General features: G+C 74.8%; 21 protein-coding genes. 10 read left to right on the forward strand and 11 right to left on the reverse strand.

Features of this window, described 5'->3' with window-relative positions; genetic code table 11:
- Nucleotides 1-4 precede the first annotated feature (4 nt).
- The 7 genes from VKZ81_RS18185 to VKZ81_RS18215 form a co-directional block, all read right to left on the reverse strand.
- Nucleotides 5-808: a metal-dependent hydrolase gene (locus VKZ81_RS18185; RefSeq protein WP_324242784.1), complete on the reverse strand. Its 804-nt coding sequence runs from the start codon at nt 806-808 to the stop codon at nt 5-7.
- 98 nt (nt 809-906) lie between these two features.
- A complete protein-coding gene (gene meaB / locus VKZ81_RS18190; RefSeq protein WP_324242785.1) occupies nt 907-1,890 on the reverse strand; it encodes a methylmalonyl Co-A mutase-associated GTPase MeaB in 984 nt (327 codons plus the stop codon).
- Nucleotides 1,890-4,052, reverse strand: a complete 2,163-nt coding sequence (gene scpA / locus VKZ81_RS18195) for a methylmalonyl-CoA mutase (RefSeq protein ID WP_324242786.1) — start codon at nt 4,050-4,052, stop codon at nt 1,890-1,892. Before scpA ends, meaB begins: the two co-directional genes overlap by 1 nt.
- On the reverse strand, nt 4,049-5,995 hold the full coding sequence (locus VKZ81_RS18200; RefSeq protein WP_324242787.1) for a methylmalonyl-CoA mutase family protein: 1,947 nt from the start codon (nt 5,993-5,995) through the stop codon (nt 4,049-4,051). Before VKZ81_RS18200 ends, scpA begins: the two co-directional genes overlap by 4 nt.
- 122 nt (nt 5,996-6,117) lie before the next feature.
- Nucleotides 6,118-6,567 carry a Rieske (2Fe-2S) protein gene (locus tag VKZ81_RS18205; RefSeq protein WP_324242788.1) on the reverse strand — a complete coding sequence of 150 codons (450 nt, stop codon included), beginning with the start codon at nt 6,565-6,567 and terminating at the stop codon, nt 6,118-6,120.
- Between the two features lie 16 nt (nt 6,568-6,583).
- Nucleotides 6,584-7,273, reverse strand: coding sequence for a DUF6529 family protein (locus VKZ81_RS18210; protein ID WP_324242789.1), 690 nt, complete (start codon nt 7,271-7,273; stop codon nt 6,584-6,586).
- The gene (locus VKZ81_RS18215; RefSeq protein ID WP_324242790.1) at nt 7,270-7,959 is read right to left on the reverse strand and encodes a hypothetical protein; all 690 of its coding nucleotides are present in this window, start codon (nt 7,957-7,959) and stop codon (nt 7,270-7,272) included. Before VKZ81_RS18215 ends, VKZ81_RS18210 begins: the two co-directional genes overlap by 4 nt.
- 198 nt (nt 7,960-8,157) lie before the next feature.
- Here VKZ81_RS18215 and VKZ81_RS18220 point away from each other — a divergent pair, with 198 nt between their 5' ends.
- The 7 genes from VKZ81_RS18220 to VKZ81_RS18250 all read left to right on the forward strand — a co-directional run bounded on the left by VKZ81_RS18220 (nt 8,158) and on the right by VKZ81_RS18250 (nt 16,890).
- The gene (locus VKZ81_RS18220; protein ID WP_324242791.1) at nt 8,158-8,697 is read left to right on the forward strand and encodes a sigma-70 family RNA polymerase sigma factor; all 540 of its coding nucleotides are present in this window, start codon (nt 8,158-8,160) and stop codon (nt 8,695-8,697) included.
- Complete coding sequence (locus tag VKZ81_RS18225; RefSeq protein ID WP_324242792.1) at nt 8,694-9,410, forward strand: anti-sigma factor family protein; 717 nt, start codon at nt 8,694-8,696, stop codon at nt 9,408-9,410. The genes VKZ81_RS18220 and VKZ81_RS18225 overlap by 4 nt, the downstream gene beginning before the upstream one ends.
- Nucleotides 9,411-9,497: 87 nt before the next feature.
- The gene (locus tag VKZ81_RS18230) at nt 9,498-10,931 is read left to right on the forward strand and encodes a cytochrome ubiquinol oxidase subunit I (protein ID WP_324242793.1); all 1,434 of its coding nucleotides are present in this window, start codon (nt 9,498-9,500) and stop codon (nt 10,929-10,931) included.
- 24 nt (nt 10,932-10,955) lie between these two features.
- On the forward strand, nt 10,956-11,951 hold the full coding sequence (gene cydB / locus VKZ81_RS18235; RefSeq protein ID WP_324242794.1) for a cytochrome d ubiquinol oxidase subunit II: 996 nt from the start codon (nt 10,956-10,958) through the stop codon (nt 11,949-11,951).
- Complete coding sequence (gene cydD, locus VKZ81_RS18240) at nt 11,948-13,627, forward strand: thiol reductant ABC exporter subunit CydD (protein WP_324242795.1); 1,680 nt, start codon at nt 11,948-11,950, stop codon at nt 13,625-13,627. The genes cydB and cydD overlap by 4 nt, the downstream gene beginning before the upstream one ends.
- Nucleotides 13,628-13,715: 88 nt before the next feature.
- Complete coding sequence (gene cydC / locus VKZ81_RS18245) at nt 13,716-15,482, forward strand: thiol reductant ABC exporter subunit CydC (protein WP_324242796.1); 1,767 nt, start codon at nt 13,716-13,718, stop codon at nt 15,480-15,482.
- Between the two features lie 67 nt (nt 15,483-15,549).
- On the forward strand, nt 15,550-16,890 hold the full coding sequence (locus tag VKZ81_RS18250; protein ID WP_324242797.1) for a hypothetical protein: 1,341 nt from the start codon (nt 15,550-15,552) through the stop codon (nt 16,888-16,890).
- 24 nt (nt 16,891-16,914) lie between these two features.
- On the opposite strand, the gene VKZ81_RS18255 is transcribed toward VKZ81_RS18250, so the two are convergent.
- The 3 genes from VKZ81_RS18255 to fabG all read right to left on the reverse strand — a co-directional run bounded on the left by VKZ81_RS18255 (nt 16,915) and on the right by fabG (nt 19,918).
- On the reverse strand, nt 16,915-17,781 hold the full coding sequence (locus tag VKZ81_RS18255; protein ID WP_324242798.1) for an SAM-dependent methyltransferase: 867 nt from the start codon (nt 17,779-17,781) through the stop codon (nt 16,915-16,917).
- Between the two features lie 108 nt (nt 17,782-17,889).
- On the reverse strand, nt 17,890-19,134 hold the full coding sequence (locus VKZ81_RS18260; RefSeq protein ID WP_324242799.1) for a DUF4032 domain-containing protein: 1,245 nt from the start codon (nt 19,132-19,134) through the stop codon (nt 17,890-17,892).
- A 22-nt stretch (nt 19,135-19,156) separates the two neighbouring features.
- Nucleotides 19,157-19,918: a 3-oxoacyl-ACP reductase FabG gene (fabG, locus tag VKZ81_RS18265; RefSeq protein WP_324242800.1), complete on the reverse strand. Its 762-nt coding sequence runs from the start codon at nt 19,916-19,918 to the stop codon at nt 19,157-19,159.
- Nucleotides 19,919-20,118: 200 nt separating this feature from the next.
- On the opposite strand from fabG, the gene VKZ81_RS18270 reads away from it, so the two are divergent.
- Nucleotides 20,119-22,641 carry an ATP-dependent Clp protease ATP-binding subunit gene (locus VKZ81_RS18270; protein ID WP_324242801.1) on the forward strand — a complete coding sequence of 841 codons (2,523 nt, stop codon included), beginning with the start codon at nt 20,119-20,121 and terminating at the stop codon, nt 22,639-22,641.
- Nucleotides 22,642-22,646: 5 nt separating this feature from the next.
- Here the strand turns inward: VKZ81_RS18270 and VKZ81_RS18275 are convergent, their stop codons facing one another.
- The gene (locus VKZ81_RS18275) at nt 22,647-23,312 is read right to left on the reverse strand and encodes a UdgX family uracil-DNA binding protein (protein ID WP_324242802.1); all 666 of its coding nucleotides are present in this window, start codon (nt 23,310-23,312) and stop codon (nt 22,647-22,649) included.
- Between the two features lie 100 nt (nt 23,313-23,412).
- On the opposite strand from VKZ81_RS18275, the gene VKZ81_RS18280 reads away from it, so the two are divergent.
- Both VKZ81_RS18280 and VKZ81_RS18285 read left to right on the forward strand, forming a co-directional pair.
- Nucleotides 23,413-24,228, forward strand: a complete 816-nt coding sequence (locus VKZ81_RS18280) for a hypothetical protein (protein ID WP_324242803.1) — start codon at nt 23,413-23,415, stop codon at nt 24,226-24,228.
- On the forward strand, nt 24,225-24,821 hold the full coding sequence (locus tag VKZ81_RS18285) for a hypothetical protein (RefSeq protein ID WP_324242804.1): 597 nt from the start codon (nt 24,225-24,227) through the stop codon (nt 24,819-24,821). Before VKZ81_RS18280 ends, VKZ81_RS18285 begins: the two co-directional genes overlap by 4 nt.
- Nucleotides 24,822-24,846 lie beyond the last annotated feature (25 nt).

Consider the following 24,846-nt stretch of genomic DNA (forward strand, 5'->3'; position numbering starts at 1 on the left):
CCCGTCACCCACCCGCGATCAGCCGCTCCACGTCGGAGCGCACCTCGAGCAGCCACGGCGCCACCCCCGGCACGACCAGCGCCGCGAGCAGGAACACCGCCACCGTGAGCGCGGGCGCCACGAGCCACACCTCGACCGGTCCCCCGGTACGGAACCGCAGCGGCCGCGGGCTGCCGACCGGGTACCAGCGGCGCCCGCGGATCGGCAGCGGCCACAGCAGCGGGGCCCCGGACTCGGTGATCGCGTCGCCGACCGAGTGCACCACCATCCCGAGGGTGACGGCCGTGCCCAGCCACCCGGCCGTGCCCGCCGTCCCGCCCGGAACCGCGTGCTCGATCGCGTAGGTGAGCCCGGCGGCGATCACCAGCGACGGCGGCCCCGGCACCAGCGCGTCGAGCCCCTTGATGGCCAGGGCGATGCACACGAACAGGCTGCCGACCAGCACCGGCGTGCCGAACCGCGCCGACGCCAGGTTGATCGCCATCCCGAGCAGCACCGCGCCGAGCACGGTGTGGGTCAGCCCGCGGTGGGAGCCGCGCCCGGTGTCGCGGCGGCCTCGGGTGAGGTCGTAGACGACCCGCGACAGCGGCCGCACCACCCGGCTCGCGACGAACGACGCCGCCGAGAACCGGCGGGTGGCCATCGAGGACGGGTGGTCGAGATCGGGCAGGAGCGCCGCGCCCGCGCAGACCGCGGTGAAGGTCAGGACGGTGCCCGCGTCGGCCTGCTCCCCGAGCAGCTGGGGGGCGAGCCCCGCGACCGCGAGCCCGAGGGCCGCTCCCGACAGCGCGTGACTGACCCCCAACACGCGGCGACGTTAACCCGCCCGGGCGACGAGATCGGCCCTGCCACGCCGGGGGTGCGCTGTGATCAACCGCGCACCCCTCCCGGCTCCGGACGGGCCCGCTACAGGTGCAGGTGCTCCAGCAGCCGCTGCGCGGCGAGCGTGGGCGTGAGCTCCCCCTCGCGCACGGCCCGCTCGATGCCCGGCAGCGCCGCCCGGACACCTTCGTCGGACTGCAGCCGGTCGAGCAGGGTGTCGCGGACCACCCGCCACATCCACTCGACCTGCTGGTCGGCGCGGCGGCGCTCCAGCTCACCGGCGGCCTCGAGGGCGGCGCGGTGGTCCAGCACCGCCTGCCACACCTCCTCCATCCCGGCGCCGGTCTGCGCGCTGCAGGTGAGCACGGGCGTGGTCCACGCGGCGCTCGCCGGGGTGAGCATGCGCAGCGCCCCGCGCAGCTCCCGGGCCGCCGCGCGGGCGTCGGCCTCGTGCGGGCCGTCGGCCTTGTTGACCGCGACGACGTCGGCGAGCTCGAGGATGCCCTTCTTGATCCCCTGCAGGGAGTCGCCGGTGCGGGCGATGGTGAGCAGGAGGAACGTGTCGACCATGCCGGCCACGGCGACCTCGGACTGGCCGACCCCGACGGTCTCGACCAGCACGACGTCGTAGCCGGCGGCCTCCATCAGCACGATCGTCTCGCGGGTGGCGCGCGCGACCCCGCCGAGCGTCCCGGCGCTCGGGGACGGCCGCACGAAGGCGTTGTCATCGCTCGCCAGCCGCGCCATGCGGGTCTTGTCGCCGAGGATCGATCCCTTCGTCCGCGTCGAGGAGGGATCGACCGCGAGCACGGCCACGCGGTGCCCGGCCGCGGTGAGCCGGGTGCCGAGCGCCTCGATGAACGTGCTCTTCCCGACGCCGGGGACGCCGCTGATCCCGACCCGGCGCGCCCCGCCCGCGTGCGGCAGCAGCTCCATCAGCATCTGCTGCGCCGCCTGCCGGTGGTCGGGCCGGTGCGACTCGACGAGCGTGATCGCCCGCGCGAGCACCCCGCGCGAGCCCTCCAGCACGCCCTTCACGAGGGCGGCGACGTCGACCTCCCGTGGCACTAGCCGTGCAGCTTCGCCATGAGGGTGCCGAGCAGGTCGACCGCGGCCTCGGCGATCACCGTGCCGGGGCCGAAGACCGCGGCGGCGCCCGCCTCGCGCAGCGCGGCGTGGTCGCCGGGCGGGATCACCCCGCCGACGACGATCGTGATGTCGTCGCGGCCCAGCCGGGCCAGCTCGTCGCGCAGCTCCGGCACGAGCGTGAGGTGGCCGGCCGCCAGCGAGCTCACGCCCACCACGTGCACGTCGGCGTCGACGGCCTGGCGCGCCACCTCGGCGGGGGTGGAGAACAGCGGGCCCACGTCGACGTCGAAGCCGAGGTCGGCGAAGGCGGTGGCGATGACCTTCTGGCCCCGGTCGTGCCCGTCCTGGCCCACCTTGGCGACCAGGATGCGGGGCTGGCGGCCCTCCGCGGCGGCGAACTCGGCGACGAGCTCGCGGGCCCGCTCGATCGCCGGGTTCGACCCGGCCTCGTGCGCGTACACACCGGAGATGATCCGGATCTGGCCCGAGTGGCGCGAGAACACCTTCTCCAGCGCGTCGGAGATCTCCCCCACCGTCGCCTTGGCCCGGGCCGCGTTCACCGACAGGGCGAGGAGGTTCTGCTCGTCGGTGCGGGGCGCCCCCTCCGCGACGAGCGCGGCGGCCTCGGTGAGCGCCGAGAGCGCGGCGTCGACCTCGCGCTGGTCGCGCTCCTCGCGCAGCCTGCGCAGCTTCTCGATCTGCGTGCGGCGCACCTCGGCGTTGTCGACCTTCAACACCTCGATCTGCTCGTCGTCCTCGACGCGGTAGGTGTTGACGCCGATCACCGGCTGGCGGCCGGAGTCGATGCGGGCCTGGGTGCGGGCGGCGGCCTCCTCCACCCGAAGCTTGGGGATGCCCGCGTCGATCGCGTTGGCCATCCCGCCCGCGCGCTCGACCTCGGTGATGTGCGCCCAGGCGCGGCGGGCGAGGTCGAAGGTGAGCCGCTCGACGTAGTAGCTGCCGCCCCACGGGTCGATCACCTCGGTGGTCCCGGACTCGTGCTGCAGCACCAGCTGGGTGTTGCGCGCGATGCGGGCGGAGAAGTCGGTGGGCAGCGCGAGGGCCTCGTCGAGCGCGTTGGTGTGCAGCGACTGGGTGTGCCCCTGCGTCGCGGCCATCGCCTCGATGCAGGTGCGGATCACGTTGTTGTAGACGTCCTGCGCGGTGAGCGACCACCCCGACGTCTGGCAGTGGGTGCGCAGCGACAGCGACTTGGAGTTCTTCGGGTCGAACTGCTTGACGAGCTTGGCCCACAGCAGCCGCGCCGCCCGCAGCTTGGCGACCTCCATGAAGAAGTTCATGCCGATGCCGAAGAAGAACGACAGCCGCGGGGCGAACGCGTCCACCTCGAGGCCGGCGTCGATCCCGGCTCGCACGTACTCCACCCCGTCCGCCAGGGTGTAGGCGAGCTCCAGGTCCGCGGTGGCCCCCGCCTCCTGGATGTGGTAGCCGGAGATGGAGATCGAGTTGAACCTCGGCATCTCGCGCGAGGTGTAGGCGAAGATGTCCGAGATGATCTGCATCGACGGCTGCGGCGGGTAGATGTAGGTGTTGCGGACCATGAACTCCTTGAGGATGTCGTTCTGGATGGTCCCCGTGAGCTTCTCGTGCGGCACCCCCTGCTCCTCGCCCGCCACGATGTAGAGGGCGAGCACGGGCAGCACCGCGCCGTTCATGGTCATCGACACCGACATCTCGTCCAGCGGGATGCCGTCGAACAGCTCCCGCATGTCGTAGATCGAGTCGATGGCCACGCCCGCCATGCCGACGTCCCCGGCGACGCGGGGGTGGTCGGAGTCGTAGCCGCGGTGGGTGGCGAGGTCGAAGGCGATCGACAGGCCCTTCTGGCCCGCGGCGAGGTTGCGCCGGTAGAACGCGTTCGACTCGGCGGCCGTGGAGAAGCCCGCGTACTGGCGGATGGTCCACGGCTGGGTCGTGTACATCGTCGGGTAGGGCCCGCGCAGGTACGGCGGGATGCCGGGGTAGGTGCGCAGGAAGTCGACCCCGGCCAGGTCCGCCTCCGTGTAGAGCGGCTTGACCGTGATGCCCTCCGGCGACTCCCAGGCCGCGACGTCGCCCGCCCACTCCTGCGCCCGCGGCGCGTCACCGTCCAGCGGCACCCGGGTGAAGTCGGGGATCATGCCTGCACCTCCAGCGCCCGGTACACCGACTCGATCACGGCCGGCGCGTTGCACCCGTGGTAGAGGTGGCCGTCGACGCCGGCGACCTCGGTCCTGCCCGCGAGCCACACCTGCCGCGCCCCGGCCGCCCGCAGCGCCGCCGCGACGTCCGCGGCCCGTTCGCGGTACACCGCGTCGGTCGAGCAGATCACCGCCACCGGGGCGCCCGCCTCCCGGAACGCCGCGACGACCTCGCCGGTGGTCTCGGTCGGGCCGGCCTCGGGCGTCTCGATCCCGCCCGCCTGCAGCAGGTTGCGGGCGAAGCCCGCGCGCGCCGTGTAGGTCGCGATCGCGCCCAGCGTCGCGAGGAACGCGCGCGGCCGCGACCCGGTCTCGGACAGCAGCGCGTCCGAGCGGTCCCGGAACGCCTCGTACGGCTCGGCGGGCCGGAACCGGGGCAGCCCGCCCCGGGGTGAGGGGTCGGGGACCGGATCCCGGCGGGGCTCGGAGAGGTCGGCGTAGTCGCTCACCCCGACGACGGGTGGGGTGCGCTGCGCGGCGAGCTCGGCCCGGCGCTCGCGCACGGGGGTGACGGCCTCGGCGACCATGCCCGAGTCGAGCGCGGCGAGCGCCCCGCCCGCGGCCTCGATCTCCTGGAAGAACGCCCACGCCGCCGCGGCGAGCTCGCGGGTCGCCGACTCCACGAACCAGGACCCGCCCGCGGGGTCGATCACCCGAGCCACGTGCGACTCCTGCACCAGCAGGGACTGGGTGTTGCGCGCGATCCGCCGCGAGAACGGGCTGGTCGGGCCGACCGCGGCGTCGAAGGGGGCCACGGTCACCGCGTCGGCGCCGCCCACCCCGGCCGCGAAGCAGGCGATCGTGCCGCGCAACAGGTTCCCGTGCACGTCGCGGCGGGTCAGCATCGTCGGCGAGGTGACCGCGTGCTGGAACTGCGGGAGCGCCTTCCCGCACGCCTCGGTGGCCCGGGACCAGAGCAGGCGCGCCGCGCGCAGCTTGGCGATCGTCGGGAACTGCTCCGTCGTGGCCGCGTAGCGGAACTCCAGCAGGCCCGCGGCGGTGGCGAGGTCGAGCCCGGCGCCGGTGAGCGCCCGCAGGTACGCCACCCCGGCCGCGAGCGAGAAGCCGAGCTCCTGCGCGTTGGACGCGCCCGCCTCGTGCACCGGCAGCGCGTCGACGACCACGACCCGCACGGTCGGGAACTCGCGGGCCGTCGTGAGGGCGGTGGGGACGACCGCGTCGGCGTCCGGGCCCTCCCCGGTGCGGGCCCGCCGCCCGACGGGGTCGAGCCCGAGCGTGCCGGTGAGGTTGCGCCCGACGCCGCGCGCCCCGGCGAGGTCGAGGAACGCCTCGGCCGCGGCGAGCTCGGTGTCGGCGGTGTCGCCGGCGGCGTCGAGCACCACGGGGGTGCGGTCGAGGTGCACCCCGTCGAGCACGGCGGGAAGGTCGGCGACGGCCGTGCCGCCGGCCCCGACGGCCAGCCAGATCGCCGACGCCCCGTTCTCGAGGTCGGCGAGGAGCGCGGCGCGGGCCGCGGCGGGGTCCGGGTCGGCGTGGCGCTGCCGGACCTGCCACCCATCGGGGGCGGGCCCGTTCGCGCGCCCGCCGCGCACGTAGGGGGCGGCGCCGGGGACGCCCGCACCCTGGGTCGGGGCGTCGTCGGGCGTGTAGAGCGGCAGCTGCCGGACGCCGTCGAGCGTGTGCCGGGTCAGGGCCTCGAACCCGTGGCCGGGCGCGGCGCCCTCCGGCAGCCGCCCGGCCTTGGCCGCCACCCGGTCGACGAGCGCGAGCCAGTCGGCCCGGTCCGGCGTGGGGAACTCGGCGGCGAGCGCCAGCTCGTCCGGCTCGGTGGGCGCCTGCGCGTCGAGCGCGTCACCCTCGACCTGAGCCGTACCCGTGCGGGTCGTACCGCTGGGGGTCTCCTGCAGCCTCTCGGCGTCCATGCAGCGCCACACCTTCCGCATCCCCGGGCAGCAACCCTGCAGCCGGGCCCGACCGTGGGGAGTCTAGGTCGCTGGAGGCGGTGCGGCCTGGTGTCGGCGGCGTGATCCGACCCACGGAGGGCTCAGGCGAGCACGATCTCCTCGCCGGTCACCTCGATGCTCCGCTCGGGCAGCGGGGTGCTGGCCGGACCGTCGACGACCGCGCCGTCGGCGACGGCGAACTTGCTGCCGTGGCAGTTGCAGTTGATCGTGCCGTCGACCACCTCGGTGACCGGGCACCCCTGGTGGGTGCAGGTGGCGGAGAACGCCCGGAACTCGCCGGGGCTGGGCTGGGTGACCACCACGTCCTGCTCGCGGAACACCGCGCCGCCGCCGACCGGGATGTCGGCCGTGCTCGCCAGTGCTCCGCCGCCTGCCGGGGCGGCGCCCTGGGCGTCCGGGGTGGCCGGGGCCGCGGGCGCCTGGCCGACCGGGTAGGTGGTGCACGCCGACAGCGCGGCGGCGCAGGCCGCACCGCAGGTGCCCGCGACGAACAGGCGCCGCGGGACGGGGCTGGGGTGGACGGGTCGCAAGGTGGGGGTTCCCTTCTTAGAACGTGAGGCCCGAGGTCGAGAAGAACCACGCCGCGGAGGTGGCCCACACGGCGGTGAGCGTCGCGAACAACAGGCCGCCCAGCAGCGGCAGGGCGAGGCGCGGGCTCTCCCGCTGCTGCAGCACCAGCATCTTCGTGACGAACACGCCGTACAGGAAACAGCCTGCCAGCGAGTGCACGAGCACCCGCGGGGTGGCCTCGGAGAAGCCGAACGCGTAGAGGCAGTGCACCGCCACCGGGACGGTGAGCAGCACCGCCGCTCGCCCCGACCAGCGGTGCAGGCCGGCCACCCACGCCGGCGCGCCGCCCGCCGCGCGCCAGCGCCTGCCGAGCCGGCCGTAGAGGGCGGCCGCGGACCACAGCTGCGCGAGCGCCAGCACGGCCGCACCGGTGGCGAGCCACGACTTGGCGGCGATCCCGGAGGAGAACCCGGCGATGTTGAGCGCGACCGCGGCGGGCTCGTGGGAGCGGCCGTAGGCGCCGAGGCCGACGGCGACCAGCGAGCCGACGGCCATCGCGACGACGAGGCCGAGGCCGCCGCCGGAACGCCGGGCCGCGCGGCGGCGCGGCTCGCCGACCCGCGGGCCGGTCGGGCGCGGCATGGTCCGCTCCTCGTGGACGCCGGGCGGCGGTCCGACCCGGCGGGTGGCCTGGTCGAGCGGGACGCCGGCGGCGGGGCGGCTCATCGCCCGACCACCGGGGTGGACCCGTCGAGGGCGGTGACCGTGATCGGCACGCCGTCGATCCTCGTCGCGGCCGGGTCGTCCGGGTCGAGCTCGGGGGCGGGCCTGCGGGTCCCGCCCGCGTTCGCCACGCCGGTGACGTCGCCGTCGGTGTCGACGATCCAGCCGATGCGGGTGAGGACGCCGCGCACGTTCGCGCGGCCCTCGTACAGGCCGGCGGGCGCCTCGACGCCCTCCGCGGCGAACGGCAGCTCGTCCCCGGCGACGGTGACCGTGCCCAGCGCCGCGGCCTCGGTCACCGTGGCCTCGATGCCCTGCTTCCCGTCGGCCCCCGACAGCCGCAGCTCGTCGCCGGTGAGGGTGCCCTCGTACCAGGCCTCGACCTTCTTGCCGTCGCACACGTAGGCCACGGCCCTCCCGTCCTTCACCGCCAGCGCGACGGTCACCTCGTTGCCCGCGGAGCGACCGGTGTAGGCGGCCTCGACGACGGCGGGCGCGGCCGGCTCGGGGCCGGGCGCGGCGTGGGGATCCGCCTCGGCCGGAGCCGGTGCCCCCACCTCCGCCGGCGGCGCGGCGGCCGCGGCGCCGGTCACCGCGGGCGGGGCGACGACCGCGTTGTTGACGAGCACCAGCCCGCCGCCCAACGCGGCGACCGTCGCGAGTGTGAGCAGTGGTGCGAACCTGGCCACGGCACTCCCCCGGTGATCGTCGGGGCCCGGTCGATCCGGGCGCGCTCTGGATCCACACGGATGCGGGGCGCGATCGGTTCAGCGGATCCGGCGTTGGATTCCGGGGTGAACCGGTCGCGCCGTTCGGCCGTGTCCGGTGTGGGAGCCCGTCCGCTAGGGTTCCGCCCCCGACCTGACTGCCCCGGGAGCCCACCGACCATGCCGCCCGCCCGTGATCGTGACGAGGCACTGGTGCACGCCGTCTACTCCGAGCACGGGCGAGCCCTGCTCGCCTATGCCACCCGGCTCACCGGCGACCGTGCCGCTGCGGAGGACATCGTGCAGGAGACCCTGATCCGCGCCTGGCGACACCCCGAGGTGCTCACCAACGGCAAGGGGTCGGCCAGGGGCTGGCTGCTCACCGTGGTCCGCAACCTGGTGACCGACCGGTACCGGGCGAAGGCCGCCCGGCCGCAGGAGGTGGCGGAGAACCCGGACGCGCCCCCGATCGTGCGCGACCACGCCGACAGCGTCGTCGCCTCCGTCACCGTGATGGCGGCACTCGAGGAGCTGTCGGAGGACCACCGGGGCGTGCTCGACCAGATCTACTTCAAGGGCCGCAGCCTGGGCGAGGCCGCCACGGCGCTCGGCATCCCGGCCGGCACCGTGAAGTCGCGGTCGTACTACGCGCTGCGCGCGTTGCGCCAGGCGCTGGCGGGAACGATGTCCGAGGGCGCGGGTCGGGAGGTGCCGGCATGAACCGCCACCGGGCCGACGACGAGCGGCCGGGCCCCTACGGAGGGGCGCACAACCCCGAGGAGCTCGGCGCCCACGTGCTGGGCCTGCTCGACGCGGCGCAGTCCCGCGCGGTCGAGGAGCACCTCGCCGGCTGCCCGGCGTGCCGACGCGAGTGGGAGGAACTGCGCGGGATGGTCGACCTGCTCGACGACGTGCCCCCCGAGGCGTTCCTCGACGGGCCGCCGGACGCCGACCTCGTGCTGCAGCGCGCCGTGCGGCAGGTGCGGGCGGAGGTGACGGGCCGACGCAGGAGGCGGCGCTTCCTACTCGCGGGCGCGGCCGCCGCCTCGCTCGCCGTGGTGCTGACCGGCGGTGTCCTGATCGGGCGCGAGACCGCTCCGCCCCCTCCGGCCGCCGCGGTCGCCGCGCCCGACGCGGTACAGCTCACCGGGACCGGCGCCCCCGGCGTCTCGATGACCGCGACGCTCACCCCGGCGGCGGGCTGGGTGCGCCTGTCCACCTCGGTGAAGGGCATCCCGGCCGGCGAGCGGTGCTACATCGTCGTGGTGGCACGCGACGGCACCCGCGAGATCGCCGGGAGCTGGCTGGTCTCGCCCGGCGGGTGGCGCGACGGGATCACCCTCGACGGCTCCGCCATCGTGCCCCTCGACCAGGTCGCCGAGATCGTCATCGAGAACGAGGCGGGCCAGGAGTTCGCCAGCGCAAGGGTCTGAGGCACGAGATCCGCACCACCCCCGCCCCACCCGATCTTCTACGTGCTGTAGAACTACTACAGGCCGTAGAAGTTCGGGGAGGCTCGGGTGGACGCACTGGACCTGGCTCGCTGGCAGTTCGGGATCACGACCGTCTACCACTTCCTGTTCGTCCCGCTGACGATCGGGCTCTCGGTCGTGGTGGCCGGGCTGCAGACGGCGTGGCACCGCACCGGGCGGACCGAGTACCTGCGCGCCACGAAGTTCTTCGGGAAGCTCTTCCTGATCAACTTCGCGATGGGCGTGGTCACCGGGATCGTCCAGGAGTTCCAGTTCGGGATGAACTGGAGCGCCTACTCGACGTTCGTCGGTGACGTGTTCGGGGCGCCGCTCGCGCTGGAGGCCCTGCTCGCGTTCTTCCTCGAGTCCACGTTCATCGGGCTGTGGATCTTCGGCTGGGACCGGCTCCCCCGCCGCGTGCACCTGGCCACCATCTGGGCCGCCGCGATCGGCTCGAACCTGTCGGCGTTCTTCATCCTCGCCGCCAACGCGTGGATGCGGCACCCGGTCGGGTTCGCCGTCGACCCGGCCACCGGGCGCGCCCACCTGACCGACCTCGCCGCGGTGCTCACCAACCCGCAGGCGATCTCGACCTACCTGCACGTGGTCAGCGCGTCGTTCGTCGTCGCGGGGCTCTTCGTCGTGGCCGTCAGCGCCTACAAGCTGCTGCACCGCGACCGCGCCCCGCACCCGGACGAGCCCGGCCTGTTCCGCCGCACGCTGCGCGCGGGGCTCGTCACCACCGCGGTCGCGGGGGCGGTCGTGGCTCTCTCCGGGGATAACCAGGCCAAGCTCATGGCCCGCTACGAGCCGATGAAGCTCGCCTCGGCGGAGGCGATCTGGGACACCGAGCAGGCCGCCGGGTTCTCCCTGTTCGCGATCGGCGACCACGAGATCGGCGAGGTGGGCGTCGGACGCAACATCGTCAACCTCGAGGTGCCCTACCTGCTCAGCGTGCTGGCCACCGGCTCCCCCGCCGGCGAGGTGGCGGGCATCAACGACCTGCAGCGGCAGTTCAGCGAGCAGTTCGGCCCCGGCGACTACACCCCGCTCATCCCGGTCCTGTACTGGTCGTTCCGGCTGATGATCGGGCTGGGGCTCGCCGGGGTCGGCGTCGGCGTCGTCGGGCTGTGGCTCACCCGGCGCGGGGCGCTGCCACGGCAGCGGTGGGTGTACCGGGTCGCGATCGCCGCGCTGCCCGCCGCGCTCGCGGCCAACATCTTCGGCTGGATCCTCACCGAGATGGGGCGCCAGCCCTGGACGGTGGTCGGGCACCTGCTCACCGCCGCGAGCGTGTCGCCCGGGGTGAGCCTCGGCGAGGTCGCGGTGTCGCTGTCCGCCTTCACCCTCCTCTACGGCGTGCTCGCCGTCGTCGAGGCGCGGCTCCTGCTCCGGTACGTGAAGGCCGGGCCCGACCACGTCATGCCCTACCCGCGGGAGGGCGAACCCGAGCCCGACCACGTCACCGCGTTCGTCTACTGACCCTCCCCACCGAGGAGTGAAGCCATGGACCTGCCCACCGTCTGGTTCGTCGCGATCGCGGTGCTGTGGACCGGCTACTTCGTGCTGGAGGGCTTCGACTTCGGGGTCGGGATGCTGCTGCCGGTCCTCGGCCGCGGCTCGGACGCCGACCGCAGGGTCGTGATCAACGCGATCGGCCCGGTCTGGGACGGCAACGAGGTGTGGCTGATCACCGCGATCGGCGCGATGTTCGCCGCGTTCCCCGCCTGGTACGCGGGCCTGCTCAGCGGCTTCTACCTACCGGTGCTGCTCGTCGTGCTCGCGCTCATCGCGCGCGGCGTCGCGTTCGAGTACCGGGGCAAGGTCGACGACCCGCGCTGGCGGGCCCGCTGGGACGCCGCGATCGTCACCGGCAGCGCCGTGCCCGCGTTCTGCTGGGGCCTGGTGTTCGCGAACGTCGTGCGCGGTGTCCAGCTGGGCCCGGACCGGGTCGTCCGCTCCGGCCTCACCGACCTGCTCAACCCGTACGCGCTGGTCGGCGGGGTGGCCACGCTCGCGCTGTTCGTCCTGCACGGCGCGGTGTTCCTCGCGCTGAAGACCGACGGCCCGGTGCGCCGCCGGGCCCGGGCCGTCGCCCGGCTCGCCGCCCCCGCCGCCGCGGCCGCGCAGTTCGCGTTCCTCATGTGGACCCAGGCCGACCACGGCACCCCCGCCACCGCCGCCGTCGCGCTCGCCGCCGTCGGCGCGCTGGTCGCAGGCGGCGTGCTCGTGGCGCGCCGCCGGGAGGGCTGGGCGTTCGCCGCCACCGCGGTGGCCGTCGCGGCCACGACGGCGGTGCTGTTCGGCTCGCTGTTCCCGGTCGCGCTGCCCTCGCTGGTGGACCCGGCGTTCGACCTCACCGTGGCCGACGCGGCGTCGGGCCCCTACACGCTGGGCATCCTGTCGTGGGTCGCGGTGTTCTTCCTGCCGCTGGTCCTGCTCTACCAGTCCTGGAGCTACTGGGTGTTCCGGCGACGCGTGACCAGGGCGCACGTGTCGTGAAACCCCTCGACCCGCGCCTGGTCCGCACCACCGCGGCGGTGCGGGCGCACCTGGCCCTCACGGTCGCCTGCGGGTTCGCCGCCACCGCGCTGATCCTGCTGCAGGCCTGGCTCGTGGCGCACGCGATCGGCAGCGCCACCGACGGCGCGTTCGAGGCCCTCGCCACCACGGTGGCCGCCGTCGGCGTCGTCGCGCTCGCCCGCGCCGCGCTCACCTACGGCGCCGAGACCGCCGCCCTGCGCAGCGCGGCCCGCGTCAAGTCCGACCTGCGACGCCGACTGGTCCGGCACGTCGCGGCAACCGACCCCGCCGCGGCCGACGCCGGCGAGCTCGCCACGCTCGCCACGCGCGGCCTCGACGCCCTCGACGACTACGTCGCCCGCTACCTGCCGCAGCTCGTGCTCGCGGTGCTGGTGCCGGTCGCCGTGCTCGTCGTGGTGTGGCGCGCCGACTGGATCTCCGGCCTCGTCATCGCGCTCACGCTGCCGCTGATCCCGCTGTTCATGGCGCTCGTCGGGATGCACACGCAGGCCCGCACCCGCAGGCAGTGGGACCTGCTGCAGCGCCTCGGCGGCCACTTCCTCGACGTCGTGGAGGGCCTGCCGACGCTGGCGGTCTTCCGCCGCGCGAAGGCCGAGGCCGCGCTCATCCGGCGCGTGACCGGCGCCCACCGGGAGGCGACCATGGGCACCCTGCGCGTGGCGTTCCTGTCGGCGTTCGTGCTGGAGCTGCTCGCGACCCTCTCCGTCGCGCTGGTGGCCGTCGAGATCGGGTTGCGGCTGCTGTACGGGCGGCTCGACCTGGAGACCGCGCTGCTGGTGCTGATCCTCGCCCCCGAGGCCTACCTCCCGCTGCGCGAGGTGGGAGCCCGGTTCCACGCGAGCATGGAGGGGGTCAGCGCGGCCGAGCGGGTGTTCGCCGTGCTGGAGCGGCCCACCCGGCCCGCGCCGAGCGCGCCGGTCGAGCCGGCGCGGCGCCCCGCCGTGCGTTTCGACCGCACCGGCCTCACCTACCCGGGCCGCGACGCGCCCGCCCTCGACGGGGTCGACCTCGCGCTCGTCCCCGGCACGACCACGCTCGTCACCGGCCGCAGCGGCGCGGGCAAGTCCAGCCTGCTCGCGCTGCTCCTGCGGTTCGCCGAGCCGACGGCCGGCCGCGTGCTCGTCACCGCGGCCGACGGCCGCGAGGTGGACCTGGCAGACGTCGACCCGGACGTGTGGCGGAGTCGCATCGCCTGGCTGCCCCAGCACCCGTACCTGTTCGACGCCTCGGTGACCGACAACATCCGCCTCGGCCTCCCCGACGCCCCCGACGACGCCGTGCGCCGGGCCGCGATGCTGGCCGAGGCCGACCAGGTCATCCGCGCGCTCCCGGACGGCTACGCGACCCCGCTCGGCGAGCGCGGGCACCGCCTCTCGGCGGGCCAGCGCCAGCGCATCGCGCTGGCCAGGGCGTTCCTGCGGAAGGAGGTGCTGGACGCGCCGATCGTGCTGCTCGACGAGCCCACCGCGCACCTGGACCCGGAGCACGCCGCGGCCGTCCGCACCGGGGTCGCTCGCCTCCTGCGCGGGCGGACCGGGGTGATCGTGGCCCACGACGAGGGCTGGGCCGACCTCGCGGACGAGGTCGTGCGCCTCGACGCCCCCGCGCTGACCGGGAGCACCCATGCGTCCTGACCGGCCCTGCGCACCCCTCCGACGAGCGGCGCGCTCGTCGGAACCCGTCCGACGACCGACGCACCGTTCGTCGGATCCGCTGCTGCGCATGATCGCGCTCGCGCGCCCGCGCGGGGCGCGGTTCGCGCTCGGCGTGCTCGCCGGCGCGGCCGCGACGGCCTCCGGCGTCGCCCTGCTCGTCGTCGCCGCGTGGCTCATCGCCACCGCGGCCGCGTCCCCGCCGATCACCGCGCTCTCCGTGGCGATCGTCGCGACGCGGGCGCTGGGTGTCACCCGCGGGGTGGCCCGCTACCTGGAGCGCCTCGTCACCCACGACGCGGCGCTGCGCACGCTGGCCGACGCGCGGGCCCGGGTGTACGAGCGGCTCGCCCGCACCGAGCCGGTGCACCGCTTCCGCACCGGCGATCTGGTCTCCCGGCTCGTCAGCGACACCGACGCCACCCAGGACCTCCTCGTGCGCGGCCTCGCGCCGCCGCTCGCCGCGCTGGTCACCGGCGCGGGCGTGGTGGCGGTGAGCACCGCGCTGCTCGTGCCCGGCGGCCTGCTGCTCGCGGCCGGGCTGGCGCTGGGCGGGGTGGCCGTTCCGCTCGCTGCCGCGGCCGCCGGCCGCGGTCCGGGCAGGCGGCGCGCCGCGGGGCGGGCCGCGCTGTCGACGGCCCTGGTCGACGCCCTGCACGGCGGCCCCGACCTCGTCGCGTACGGCGCGATGCCCGCCGCCCTCGACCGGGTCGAGGCCGCGGACGCCGAGCTGACCCGTGTCGAACGCCGCGACGCCGGCCTCCTCGGCCTCGGCGCGGGCGTCTCCGCGCTGCTCGCCGGGCTCACGCTGTGGGGCACGCTGCTCGTGGGTGTGGCCGCGGTCCGGGACGGGTCGCTCGCCCCGGTCCCGCTCGCCGTGCTGGTGCTCACCGCGCTCGCCGCGTTCGAGATCGTCGCCCCGCTGCCCGGGGCGGCGGCCCGGCTCGGGGCGGTGCGCGCGGCGGGCGCCCGCCTGTTCGACGTGCTCGACACGCCACCCGCGGTCGCGCCCGACCGCGTCCCGGCCCCCGCCCCGCCGGGCGGCGTCCGACCGGGGCGGGGCCTGCGGGTGCGCGGCCTGCGGGTGCGCTACGGGCCGGGCGAGCCGTGGGCGCTCGACGGGGTCGACCTCGACGTCCCCGCGGGCAAGCGGGTCGCGCTGGTCGGCCCGAGCGGATCGGGCAAGAGCACCCTCGCCGCGGTGCTGCTGCGCTTCCGCGACCCGGACGCGGGCACCGTGCACCTGGACGGGGCCGACCTCACCGCGCTGCCGATCGACGAGGTCCGCGCCCGGGTGACCGGCATGCCCCAGGACCCGCACGTGTTCGCCGGCACCGTGCGGGCCAACCTGCTGCTCGCCCGCCCCGACGCCACCGACGCCGAACTGCGGGCCGTGCTCGCCCGGGTCGGGCTCGACGAGGACCTGCTCGACACCGAGGCCGGCCCGCACGGCACGCGGCTGTCCGGCGGCATGCGGCGCAGGCTCGCCCTCGCCCGCGCGCTGCTGGTGCCGACCACCGGTGCGGCCGGGCCGCTGCTCGTGCTGGACGAACCCACCACCCACCTCGACCCGGGCACCCGCGCGGACGTGCTCGACGACCTGCTCACCGCGACCGCGGGCCGCTCCATGATCTTGATCACGCACGACCTGGAGGGCCTGGAGCGGGTGGACGAGGTGGTCGTGCTCCGCGGCGGGCGGGTGCTGCAGCGCGGAACGCCCGCCGAGCTGCGCGACCGCCCGGGATGGTACCGGCGCGCGCTGCTCGGGACGGGGCCGAACCGGGACCTCCCCGCGGCGCCGTCGCAGCGACCTGCCACCATCTCACCCGCCGGTTGAGAGCGGTAGGGGTTCGCCGCCCCGCTGCCACCGGCGGTCCGGAAGATCTCGACCACGGGGTTTCGTCGTGCGCTCTGTCCGCTCCCTCGCCGCGGTGTTCGCCACGGTGCTCGCCACCGGTCTCGCCGCCTGCTCGACCGGCCCGAGCGAGCCGACGTCGATCTCCGAACGCGTGCTGCGGGCGGTCGAGGACGACCCCGCGTTCACGTGGGAGAAGCAGCAGGTCCCGCTCGAACTCGGGGTCACGCACACCCAGCACAGCCTCGACCCGCACGACCCCGACGAGGCCGTGGAACGGGGCAAGGACATCCTCGAGGACGGCAGCGCGATCTGGCAGAACATCCACCTGATGGGCTTCGGCACCGGCAACCCGGAGCCGGAGCCCGGCGAGTACGACTGGGACGACCTCGACCGGCGCATGGAGCTGGTCGAGGAGACCGGCGGGAGGACGATCCTCACGCTCTGCTGCGCCCCGGACTGGATGAAGGGCGGCGAGGCGGGCGAGACCGACTGGTCGACGCTCGAGGACGAGCCGCTGCCGGAGCACTTCGGCGACTTCGCCAACCTCGCCGCCGAGGCGGTGCAGCGCTACCCGCAGGTGGAGCGCGTGCTGGTGTGGAACGAGCTCAAGGGGTTCTACAACCACGCGGAGAACCGCTGGGACTACGAGGGCTACACCGAGTTCTACAACCAGGTCTACCGGGCGGTGAAGGCCGTGCGGCCCGACGTCGAGGTCGGCGGCCCCTACGTGGTGCTGATCAGCCTGAGCCACGGCGCCACCGACGCCTCGCGGGAGGTCACCGGCCCGTGGGGCGCGGCCGACCAGCGCAGCCTCGACGTGGTCGAGTACTGGCTCCAGCACAACGAGGGCGCCGACTTCCTCGCGGTGGACGCCGCCACCGAGACCCGCGACGACGTCCTGCCGTCGGTGCTGGAGGGTGTGCAGAAGTACGCCGACCTGGACCGGTGGCTGCGCGAGCGCACCGACCTGCCGATCTGGTGGGCCGAGTTCTACCCCGACGTCCCGGAGGACGCCGAGCCGGGCGCGGCGAGCCCGGCCAGCGCCGCCGCCACCCTCGCCGCGGTGGCCGCCTACGCCCGGTCCGGCGCGTCGGGCGCCCTGCTGTGGGGCCCACAGGGCGACCCGAAGCTGGGCTACGCGTCGCTGTGGACCGACGCCACCCAGGAGGACGGCGGGCGGCCGACGCCGCTCACCGAGCCCTGGCAGTGGCTGGTCCCCCGCCTCGCCGAGGGCGACGTCGAGATCGGGCACTCGGCGACGTCGCCGCTGCTGGTGTTCCGCGCCCCCGACGGCGCGGTCGTGGTGAACGCGAGCGAGCAGGCGGTGACCGTCGCCGACGAGCCCGTGGGGCCGTGGTCGATCACGGTGGTGCCGCGTACCACCTGACCCGCCCGGCGGGGGCCTGCGCGGTCAGGGCTTGCGCGCGACCCCACCCAGGAGCAGCTCGTCCTCCTTGGCGGGCGCCGCCATCAGCGGGCCGTCGGGCCACCAGTCCCGCAGGCGGCTGACGCCGGGCTCCACGAGCTCGAGGCCCTCGAAGAACCGCTCGACCTCCGCGCGCGGGCGGAAGATCACGGGCCTCAGGTCGCTACGGGAGAAGACGCCTTCGACGAAGCGGGCGAGCTGGCTGCCCGCACCGTCGTCCTGCGGGTCGCAGAAGTGCGAGAGCACCAGGTAGGAACCGGCCGGGAGCAGCTCGAGGTAGCGCTGCACGATCCGGTGCGGCCGCTCGGTGTCCGGCACGTGGTGCATCGTTCGGCTGTGGATCACCGCGACCGGCTGGTCCGCCTCCAGGTACTTCTTCACGGTCTCGTGGCCGAACACGTCGTCGGGCCGCGCGGGGTCGGCCTCGACGAGGTGGGTGAGCTCGTTGTCGGCGAGGATCGCCCGGCCGTGGGCCTGAACCAGCGGGTCGTCGGCGACGTAGATGACACGCGTGTCGGGGTTGAAGCGCTGCGCGATCTGGTGGGTGTTCTCACCGAGCGGCATCCCCGCACCGAGGTGCATGATCTGCTCGATGTTCGCCGACTTCACCAGGAACCGGACGGCGCGCCCCAGCCACGCCCACTCCTCGCGCACGACCCGGGTGAGCTCCGGCGTGACCGCGTGGATCTCGTCGACCACCGCTCGGTCGGCCGCGTAGTTGTCCTTGCCCCCGCAGAACGCGTCGTAGACGCGCGCGAGGTTCGGCTTCGAGGGGTCGATCCTGCGCGACGGCGGCACGGGTGGGTCGTCGGGGTCGAACCCGGGCGATTCGAGGGCGGAGCCGGACGTCACGCGTCGTACCGTAGCGGGCCCGCGTGCGCGCGGTCATCCCCCACCGGGTGACGCTGCGGGATCACCTGGTAGCACAGCGACACGAGCACGTGACGTGGGCGGACGCCGTCAGCCCTCGGGGGCGGGTTCCCCGCCCGGCAGGGCGAGCGTGGGCGGGGTGTTGGGCAGGATCGCGTCGATGTAGGACTTCGCCGCCGCGGTGGTGCCGACGTCCTTGCCCGCCCGTTCCGAGAGGAACCAGCGGTGCTCGAGGATCTCGTGGAAGATCTCCGCGGGCGCGAGCCGGTCGGACAGGGACTCCGGCACGAGCGCCATCACCTTGTCGTACACCTCCGCGCGCCACCGGTGCCCCGCGACGGTCTCGGGGATGGAGCGGCCCTCCTTCTGCTCGAGGTAGCCCCGGTAGCTCGTCAGGTCGTTGAGCAGCCGGCGCGCCTGGTTCTCGGTGACCTCGAGCCCGGTCAGGGCGAAGAGCCGGTTGCGGTGCCGCCCGGTCTCGGCCACCTGGGTGTGCACGCGCAGCCGCACCCCCTCGTCGGTGGTCTTCAGCTCGATCTCGTCGACGTCGAAGCCCAGCTCGTTGATCCGGTCGACCCGGGCGGCCACCCGATAGCGCTGCTCGTCGGGCCGCAGCAGCTCCTCGCGGGTGAGCTCGTCCCACAGCGCGTGGTAGCGCCGGGGCAGCTCCGCGGCGATCTCGACGGGGTCGACGTCGTCGGGGAGCAGCCCGCCCGCCTGCAGGTCGAACAGCTCCCCGCCGACGCGCTCGGCGGCGTAGGAGATGTCGAAGTCGCGCTGCCCGGCCGTGAGCGACGGGTGCAGCTCCGCGGTCTCGGCGTCCACGAGGTAGGCCGCGATGCTGCCCGCGTCCGGCCGGAACAGCGTGTTCGACAGCGAGCAGTCCCCCCAGAACAGCCCGGCGAGGTGCAGCCGCACGAGCAGCTCCACCATCGCGTCGATGAGCTGGTCGACGGGCCGCGCCGCGTGGCCGTGCGCGAACACGTACCGGTAGGACATCGAGTAGTCCAGGAACCGGGTGACGAGGATGGCGTCCTGCGGCGTGTCCCCACGCGGCGCGCGCTCGACGCAGACGCCGAGCGCGGACACCGCGGGCAGCCCCATCTCCTCCAGCCGCCCGAGCAGCCGGTACTCGCGCCGGGCGAGGCGCTCGTCGATCTCCTTCAGCGCGTAGACGTGCCCGTCGGACTCGACGAACCGCACCACGTGCCGCGAGATGCCGCGATGGGCGACCTCGAGCAGCCGCTCGTCCTGCCACTCCTCCAGCGGCTCGTCCCACGGCAGGGTGAGCAGCCCGGCGGCGTGCTCGGCCGGGGGCCGGAAGATGAAGCGCACCCCGCCAGTATCGGTGACGCGATCAGGCCTTGGGGCCGCCCGCGACGTAGAGCACCTGGCCGTTGACGAACCCGGAGCGCTCGCTCACGAAGAACGACACGGCGTTGGCGATGTCCTCGGGCTGCCCGGCGCGGGCCACCGGGATCTCCGCCGCCCGCGCGGCGACGTAGGTGTCCCAGTCCTGCCCGAGGCGCTCGGCCGTCGCCTTCGTCATGTCGGTGGCGATGAACCCGGGCGCGACGCAGTTGACCGTGATGCCGAACTTGCCCAGCTCGATCGCGAGCGTCTTGGTGAAGCCCTGCAGGCCCGCCTTGGCCGCGGAGTAGTTGGCCTGCCCGCGGTTGCCGAGCGCCGAGGTGCTGGAGAGGTTCACGATGCGGCCGAACCGCTGCTCGACCATGTACTTCTGGGCGGCGCGCGACATCAGGAACGACCCGCGCAGGTGCACGCCCATCACGGTGTCCCAGTCCTGCTCGGACATCTTGAACAGCAGGTTGTCGCGGGTGACGCCGGCGTTGTTCACCAGCACCGTCGGGGCGCCGAGCTCGGCGGCCACCCGCGAGACCGCGGCCTCGACCTGCGCGGCGTCGGAGACGTCCGCGCCCACGGCGAGCGCCCGCCCGCCGGCCGCCTCGATCGCGTCGACGGTGCCCTTGGCCGCAGCCTCCTCCAGGTCGACCACCGCGACGGCCAGGCCGTCCTCGGCAAGCCTGCGCGCCGTGGCCGCGCCGATCCCCCGCGCCGCTCCCGTCACGATCGCCACGCGCTGCCGGCTTTCCGTCATCTGCTTCGTCTCCTGTCACGTTCGAAGTCGTCGTCGACACCGGGAGTCTGGGCCACCGCGGCGGAGCGCGCCAACGCCCCGTGATCCACGTCGCTCGCGACCACCACCCGGCGCGCGAGCCTCCCACGGTTTCGCCGCCCGCACCCCGGGAACGCCGATGCGGTGACACGCATCGGAACGCCGACCCCGAAGGTGCGCGCATGACCGGCTTCCTCGGGCCGGGCGACCCCGGCTCGTTCGACGAGTTCCTCGCCCGCTTCCTCGGACCCGGGGTGCGCGGTCCCGTCCGCCGCGTCGACCTCACGCGGCTGATGAGCGCGGGCGCCCGCGAGCTGGTGGCGACCGCCGCGCAGATCGCGATGGACCGCGGCGACCCGGACCTCGACTCCCAGCACCTGCTGCTCGCCTCCACCCAGCTGCAGCCGACCCGCCAGTGGCTCGAGCGGGCGGGCGCCGACCCGGACCGGATCGCGCAGCTGCTCGACGAGCGGCTCAAGCGCGGCGAGCCGACCGGCCGTCCCCCGGCGCTCACCCCCGCCGCGAAGCGCGCGCTGCTGGACGGCCACCAGGTGTCGCGCTCGCTGGGCTCGAGCTACATCGGCCCCGAGCACGTGCTGCTCGCCATCGCCGCGAACGACGAGTCGGCCGCGGGCAGGCTGCTGGCGGAGGCCAGCTTCGGCGCGGGGGCGCCGAGCGCCCCGCGGGCGGGCGCGCGGCCGGGGCCCCGCACCCCCGGGCGCGGCGAGGCCCGCGGCGCCCCGACGCCGACCCTGGACCAGTTCGGGCAGGACCTCACCGCCGCCGCCCGGGAGGGCCGCCTGGACCCCGTGGTCGGGCGGGCCGACGAGATCGAGCAGACGATCGAGGTCCTCTCACGCCGCACGAAGAACAACCCGGTGCTCATCGGGGAGGCGGGCGTCGGCAAGACCGCCATCGTCGAGGGCATCGCGCAGCGCATCGTCGACGGCGACGTGCCCGACACCCTCGCCGGCCGCCGGGTGGTGGAGCTGCAGCTGTCGGGCGTGGTGGCGGGCACCCGCTACCGCGGCGACTTCGAGGAGCGCATGCGCACCCTCATCGAGGAGATCCGCGCGAGCAGCGACGAGCTGATCGTGTTCATCGACGAGCTGCACACCATGGTCGGCGCGGGCGCAGGCGGCGGAGGTGAGGGCGGCGGCGCCATGGACGCGGGCAACATGCTCAAGCCGGCGCTGGCCCGCGGCGAGCTGCACGTCATCGGCGCCACCACGCTCGACGAGTACCGCACCCACATCGAGTCCGACGCCGCGCTCGCCCGCCGCTTCCAGCCGGTGGTGGTGTCCGAGCCCAGCTGCGAGGACGCGATCGAGATCCTCCACGGCCTGCGCGACCGCTACGAGGCCCACCACCAGGTCCGCTACACCGAGGACGCGCTGCGCGCCGCCGTCGAGATGTCGGCCCGCTACCTCACCGACCGGTTCCTGCCCGACAAGGCGATCGACCTGATGGACCAGGCGGGCGCGCGGGTGCGGCTGCGCAACCGCACGCCGTCGGGCGACCGCCGCGGGCTCGAACAGCGCCTCGAGCAGCTGGAGCGGGACAAGGACCAGGCCGTCGCCGACGAGGAGTACGAGCGCGCCTCCCAGCTGCGCGACGAGATCGCCGAGCTGCGGGCGCGGCTCGCCGACACCGGGCCCGCCGACGGCGGCGTGCCGGAGGTGGGCGTCGCCGACATCGCCGAGGTGGTGTCGCGCTCCACCGGCATCCCGGTCGCACAGCTCACCGAGGCCGAGCGCGACCGGCTGCTGCGCCTGGAGGAGGAGCTGCACGCCCGTGTGGTCGGGCAGGACGAGGCCGTCACCGCGGTCGCCGAGGCGATCCGCCGCTCCCGCGCAGGGCTCGGCGACGAGGACCGCCCGGTCGGCAGCTTCCTGTTCCTCGGCCCGACCGGGGTCGGCAAGACCGAGCTCGCCCGCGCGCTCGCCCAAGCGCTGTTCGGCGACGACGACCGCATGATCCGCCTCGACATGAGCGAGTACGGCGAGCGCCACACGGTCGCCCGGATGGTCGGCGCCCCGCCCGGATACGTCGGCTACGGCGAGGCCGGCCAGCTCACCGAGGCCGTGCGGCGCCGCCCGTACTCGGTGCTGCTGCTCGACGAGATCGAGAAGGCGCACCCGGACGTGTTCAACGTCCTGCTGCAGGTGCTCGAGGACGGCAGGCTCACCGACGGCCAGGGCCGGACGGTGGACTTCCGCAACACCGTGGTGATCATGACGAGCAACGTGGGCTCCGAGCTCATCACCAACCAGGGCGCGACGCTCGGGTTCGGCAGCAGCCGCGACATCGGCACCGAAGCCGACTCCGCCGCGCTGCGGGACAAGATCATGCCCCGGCTGCGGGAGGTGTTCCGCCCCGAGTTCCTCAACCGCATCGACGAGATCATCGTCTTCCGCCGGCTGGACCGGGACCAGCTCGTCACGATCACCGACCTGCTGCTCGGCGAGACGCGCGAGCGGCTGGCCGCCCAGGACGTCACCGTCGAGTTCACCCCGGCGGCCGTGCGGCGGATCGCCGAGCTCGGCTACCAGCCCGAGTACGGCGCCCGCCCGCTGCGCCGCACGATCCAACGGGAGGTCGACAACCGGCTGTCGGACCTGCTGCTCGCCGGGCGGCTCCCGGCGGGGGCGCACGTGAAGGTGGACGCCCGCGACGGCGAGCTGGAGCTCCAGCCCTCGGCGTAGGCCGGTCAGGGACGCAGGCGCGCGACGACCTCCAGGTCGGCCACCAGGGCGGCCAGCGCCTCGTCCCGGGACTCGGGCGGCCCGCGCAGGATCGAGCTCGGGTGCACGGTCGGCACGAGCGACCGCCCCTCCCACCCCACGACGCGGCCGCGCTGCTCGGTGATCCTGAAGCGGGGGCCGAGCAGCGCCTTGGCCGCGACGGCGCCGAGGGTCGCGAGCGCGGCGGGCCGCACGGCGGCGAGTTCGCCGTCCAGCCACGGCCGGCAGGCGCGGATGTGCGTCGCGCCAGGCGTCTTGTGGATGCGCCGCTTCCCGCGCTCGGCGCGCGCGAACCGGAAGTGCTTCACGGCGTTGGTGAGGTAGACCTCGTCACGGTGGATGCCCGCGCGCTCGAGCGCGGTGTCGAGCACCCGCCCGGCGGGACCGACGAACGGCGCGCCCTCGACGTCCTCCCGGTCACCGGGCTGCTCCCCCACGAGCACCAGCCACGCCGACGCCGGGCCCCGCCCGAAGACGGTCTGGGTGGCGGGCCCGTGCAGCTCGCAGCGGGTGCAGCCGGCCGCGTCGCGGCGCAGCCGCGCCAGGTCGGGTCGATCGGGGGTCACCCGACGGCGCTTACCCGTTTCCCGGCGTTCCAACCACGGGAATTGCCCGCGAATAGCCGAGCGCATTCGCGGATTCGGACGCAGATGTTTGTCGATCGCGAATCCCAGGTATCCGCCCGGGGAGTCACTCGTTCGAGTGAGCGCAAATCAACCGAAGGAGAGTGCGGTGGACAGCACCGTGATCGTCCTCGTCATCGTCGTGGTGGTGTTGCTGCTCGCGCTCGTCGCCGTCGGCATGGTGCTGGCGCAGCGTCGCCGTTCGGAACGGCTGCAGGAGCAGTTCGGACCGGAGTACGAGCGCAGCGTCGACGAAGCCGGCAGCAGGCGCGCCGCGGAGGCGCAGCTGGCCGAGCGCGAGAAGCGCCACCGGAAGCTGGACATCCGCGACCTGAGGCCCGAGGAACGCGAGCGGTTCGCCGCATCGTGGGCCGACATCCAGCGCGAGTTCGTCGACGACCCGCACCGGGCCGTCCGTGACGCCGACCTGCTGGTGCTCGACATCATGCGCACCCGCGGTTATCCGGTCGGCGACGACGGCGGCGACTTCGAGCGCCGCGCCGAGGACATCTCGGTCGAGCACCCGGACGTGGTGCAGCGGTACCGGGAGGCCCACCGGGTCCGCACCGCCACCGAGCGCGGCGACGTCGACACCGAGAACCAGCGCGAGGCCGTGACCTCCTACCGGTCCCTGGTCGACGCGCTGCTCGGCACCCGCGGCCACGACGGGGCCACCCACGACGGGGGCGCGCCGACCGCCGGGACCCACGCCGACACCCGGGCGAACGACGCCCGTGCGCACGACGCCCGGGCCCACGACGGAGCCCACCAGCCCGCCCACGACCCCGCCCACGACCGGGGCGACTACGACGGAGGCGCCTACGACCGGGGTGCCTACGACCGGGGCGCCCAGAACGGCACCTACGGCGGCGGAGCCGACCACCGCGAGCCGAACCAGCCGCCGAGCAAGGAGTGGACCCGATGATGATGCCGGACCAGAACGAGCGGGCCCACGGCCGGGACGACCAGCCGATTCCCCACCCGGGCCAGGCGCGGCCCGAACCCGGGCGGACGGCAGCCCAGCAGACCCAGCAGACCCAGCAGGCGCCGGCCGGGCACCCGCCGCCGGATCAGACCGGGGTCGGGCAGATGCCGCCCCAGCAGCCCCGTTCCGGACAGGTGCCCCCCGAGCAGCCCCGCCCGCAGCAGCCGCCGTCCGGGCAGCCTCGGCCCGAGCACGGGGCGCCCGACCACGGCCGGTCCGGGCACCCGCCGCCCGGGCAGCCGGGCGGCTCCGGCCAGGACGGGCGCCCCGAGCGCCTCGTCCCCGCGGACCGCGCCGAGGCCTACGGGTCGCGGTGGGACGCGGTGAAGGGCGCCTTCGTCGACGACCCGCGCGCGGCGGTCGCCCAGGCCGACGCGCTCGTCGGAGAGCTCCTCGACGAGCTGGAGACCGTGTTCCGCGAACAACGGCGACGCATCGAACAGAGCCTCGACGCCGACGAGACCTCCACCGAGGACCTGCGCCTCGCGCTGCGGCGCTACCGCAGCTTCTTCGACCGGCTGCTCTCCGTCTGAGGAACAGCTCACCCCCTCCGGCCCC

Source organism: Pseudonocardia sp., from assembly GCF_035305885.1.
Lineage (GTDB): Bacteria > Actinomycetota > Actinomycetes > Mycobacteriales > Pseudonocardiaceae > Pseudonocardia.